The organism is Frankia sp. Allo2 (assembly GCF_000733325.1).
In the GTDB taxonomy this organism is placed as follows: domain Bacteria; phylum Actinomycetota; class Actinomycetes; order Frankiales; family Frankiaceae; genus Frankia; species Frankia casuarinae.
Genome location: NZ_JPHT01000087.1, coordinates 1 through 3,072, shown reverse-complemented (window position 1 = coordinate 3,072; position 3,072 = coordinate 1). Strand labels below are relative to the sequence as shown.

5 protein-coding genes and 1 pseudogene are annotated in these 3,072 nt (G+C 62.5%); 3 read left to right on the top strand and 3 right to left on the bottom strand.

All coding sequences use genetic code 11. The features are described 5' to 3' along the window. The 3 genes from ALLO2_RS22780 to ALLO2_RS22770 form a co-directional block, all read right to left on the bottom strand. On the bottom strand, nt 1–245 hold a 245-nt coding region (locus ALLO2_RS22780), incomplete at its 3' end, for a DUF6444 domain-containing protein (RefSeq protein ID WP_232235303.1). Nucleotides 246–331: 86 nt separating this feature from the next. Further along, nucleotides 332–1,333: a ThiF family adenylyltransferase gene (locus tag ALLO2_RS22775; protein WP_023842270.1), complete on the bottom strand. Its 1,002-nt coding sequence runs from the start codon at nt 1,331–1,333 to the stop codon at nt 332–334. After that, nucleotides 1,308–1,583, bottom strand: coding sequence for a multiubiquitin domain-containing protein (locus ALLO2_RS22770; protein WP_011435336.1), 276 nt, complete (start codon nt 1,581–1,583; stop codon nt 1,308–1,310). Before ALLO2_RS22770 ends, ALLO2_RS22775 begins: the two co-directional genes overlap by 26 nt. 181 nt (nt 1,584–1,764) lie before the next feature. Between ALLO2_RS22770 and ALLO2_RS23730 the strand changes: the two genes are divergently transcribed. The 3 genes and pseudogenes from ALLO2_RS23730 to ALLO2_RS22760 all read left to right on the top strand — a co-directional run. Next, entirely contained in the window at nt 1,765–2,115 is a 351-nt protein-coding gene (locus ALLO2_RS23730) for a helix-turn-helix domain-containing protein (RefSeq protein WP_051875539.1), read from the top strand. After that, nucleotides 2,112–2,660, top strand: coding sequence for an ImmA/IrrE family metallo-endopeptidase (locus ALLO2_RS25210; RefSeq protein ID WP_011435334.1), 549 nt, complete (start codon nt 2,112–2,114; stop codon nt 2,658–2,660). Before ALLO2_RS23730 ends, ALLO2_RS25210 begins: the two co-directional genes overlap by 4 nt. Before the next feature lie 158 nt (nt 2,661–2,818). Next, a pseudogene (locus ALLO2_RS22760) lies at nt 2,819–3,072 on the top strand (IS66 family transposase); the annotation flags it as partial.

Sequence of the window (3,072 nt, the reverse complement as noted above, 5' to 3'; positions counted from 1 at the left end):
CCCCTCGGCCGGCCCATCGACGTCCGCGACGACCGGGGCTTGGCCTTCTTCTTCGTATACGGGCTGTCCGACGACGACGGCCACGACGAGTTCGTACTGTCCCTGCCGAGTTGGCGGTCCAGTTCGCGGACCCTGTCGGTGAGCTGCTCCACCTGCCCGACCAGCCGCTCGACCAGCCGCGCCTGCTCCGCGATCGTGGCCGCCTGGGCGGCGATGGTGGCGTCCCGGTCCGCAAGCAGACGCACGAGTTCCTCGTACGTCGGACGGCCGCCTGACTCCACGTCCCGGACGCTATCCGATCATCACCCACCAGCCCGCGAACGCCACACGATCACCGAACAAGATCTACAAGGCCGCCACCCAACCGACGTGAACAGCTACGAGTCGTGCGCACTAAACCGGTCAACGAGTTGTCGACATGCTCGACACCGATTCCAACATCGATGAAATCAATCCCGTACTCTTCTAGCTTAGTAACTATCAGCTTCCGCGCCGGACCATCATCAAGCGCGAGGAAGACAAACGTCATTCCGCGCAGCTCGTCAACATTCGCCTCAGTGACGAAGTCGCCGTGCGGCACTATTTTCTTTCGCATCTTGGCGTAACGCGCTGCGAAGTAGTCAACCTTCTTTGGCACCGTAGCCAGCTCCTCGATCGACGGCGCCCCGGGCGATCGAAAGGCGTTGTGCTGGAGGTAGCGGTCACCATCGAATAGATGGATCTCTCGGACCGGCGTCTTCGCTACAAGATCGAGGGTATAGGCACCGGTGCCGCCGAGGCCGATGATCGCTATCGGACCTAGCCGGAGCTTTTTGGTCACCTCCGAGATGCCGGCTCGGACGGATGCGGTGTCCAGGTACTCGAACGGCGAGTCGTCGTCCTCGTCCGGCGTGATCACTGGGAAGGTCGTGGCCGCGACGGTTGGATCGAGCACCTGGGCGTGCATCAAGAGGAGGGCGACATAGGTTGTTACCTTGTGGTGATAGTCCCGGTAGCGCTGGTCACCACCCATCGGCTTCTTCGAGAACGTGAAGTTGACGTGAACCGAGCCGACCAACGACGCCGCACCGCTGTTGATCAGCTTCGACAGCGGATGGCCTTCCGAGTCCGAGGGTGTCTGGCCGATGAACTGGGCGACATGGTTCGACGGCTGGATCGTCATGTCACCGGCGAGCTCCAGTTCGGTGACCAAGGTGCCGCGTAGGACCTCCCGACTCGGGTTGACGTACGGCACGTCGTGGACGAGCAGCACATTTCCACGTGTCTCAAGGTGGTAGCCCTCCTCCCGCAGCCGCCCGAGGTCCGCGCTACGAACGATCAGTCGCTGTGACATCAAAGATCATTCCTTCCTTGATCTTGACGGTCCCGCCTGGACGGAGGGTCCCCTCGGGCTTGTCGCCGTGCCCCCGCCGGAAGGTGATCGTGAAGTCGACGTTGTCGCCAGCAGGCACAGGATCGAAAGCCAGGGCCACGACCTCGTCAAAGCTCAACTCCCCTTTGACCACTGTGCGCCGACGGCCGTTCACGATGATCTCCACCGTCTTGGTCTGAGCCCCGGCCTCGACTGCTGCTGTCCCACTCATGGGAGTTCTCCTGTCCGCGGCGTTGCCGACCGCTTAGCCGATGTCGCCGACCAGGCGACGCTGACGATCGTCAGCCTCGGAGCACCAGATGGTCAACCCAACTGGCAACAACAAAATGACAGTGAAACTGACATGACAGTGAGTTTGACACCGACACCGCTTCCCGGGCAGACTGCGGCCTGTGCAGGACGTGGAACTGCAGCGCGGTCTGGCGCAGTCAGTGCGCAAGCACCGCCGCCAGCGGGGATGGAGCCAGGCAGCCCTTGCCGAGCGACTCGGGTTGACGCGGACGACGATCACGAACATCGAGCACGGTGCCCAAGGCATCACACTGCTGACGTTCGTCCGCCTAGCTGAGCAGCTCAACGTTGGAGCGCCAGAACTCCTCGCAGAGGTCATCGCGGGACGCCCGGCCCCTTCAGCGGCGCCAGAAGCGCCCGGCCCCTACCGGGAATGGGNTGCCTCGATCGCATCGATGCCTGGCGACGATAACGTGTCCGCCCACGTTGCCGATGACGGAAACACGTCGTGAATCCGCCGATCCGTCGTACGTCGAGCGAGATCCGAGCGATCGAACTTCTAAAAGACTGCGGATACGCAAATTATATTCCAGTCCCGGTAGACCGCATAGCCGCCTCCCTCCGCGCGGTGGTTCGCTACCAGCCCTTTGAGGCAGACGACATTTCCGGCCTACTACTACGCCAAGATGGCCAGCCAGCTATTATTGGCGTCAACAGCGTCAATGCCCCGGTTCGTCAACGTTTCACAATCGCGCACGAGATTGGTCACCTTCTGTTGCATGAGGGTAAGGGGCTCATTCTTGACCGGCTCGTGCGCGTAAACTTTCGGGACGCAGTCTCGTCTACAGCGACAGATCGGCAAGAGCGTGAGGCGAATGCCTTTGCGGCAGCGCTACTCATGCCCGACGAACGGATAGTCGAACAACTCGACCAGCTCACCAGCGGTCGACTAAGGTCGGACACGGCTATCGTGCAGCATCTTGCAAGAACCTTTGACGTGTCGCGGCAGGCAATGGAGTTCCGCCTCATCAATCTCGGTTTGCTCTCGCCCGCTTAAACGAGCAGCCTGTGCAGTTTCTTTCTAGTACGCTATGTCGACGTACGTATTCGGAAGTCCCGTTGTTGATCTTTTGGGGNGACGGCCTTCGGGGCTGGGTGTGGCCTGATGGTCGTGGTGGGTGATGTTCTGCCGGTCGGGGTGGTTTGCTGCGGTGCGTGACGGTTGTCGAGTCGGGGGCGGGCGCTGCCGCGAGCGGTGAGGTTGCCGAGGGCGCGGCGCTGCTGGCGGAGAACGCCTGGCTGCGGGCCCGGGTCGCGGAGCTGTTGACGGACATCGCCGGGCTGGTCGCGCGGGAGGCGACGCGTGAGGCCGAGGTGGTGGAGCTGCGTCTCCAGCTCGAGGCGTTGCAGGCGGAGCTGGCGACGTTGCGGCGGATGCTGTTCGGCCGGTCGTCGGAACGGGAGTGCGG

Coding starts and splice junctions, on each gene's coding strand:
- ALLO2_RS22775 (WP_023842270.1), bottom strand. CDS start 1,333: ATGTCACAGCGACTGATCGTTCGTAGCGCGGACCTCGGGCGGCTGCGG.
- ALLO2_RS22770 (WP_011435336.1), bottom strand. CDS start 1,583: ATGAGTGGGACAGCAGCAGTCGAGGCCGGGGCTCAGACCAAGACGGTG.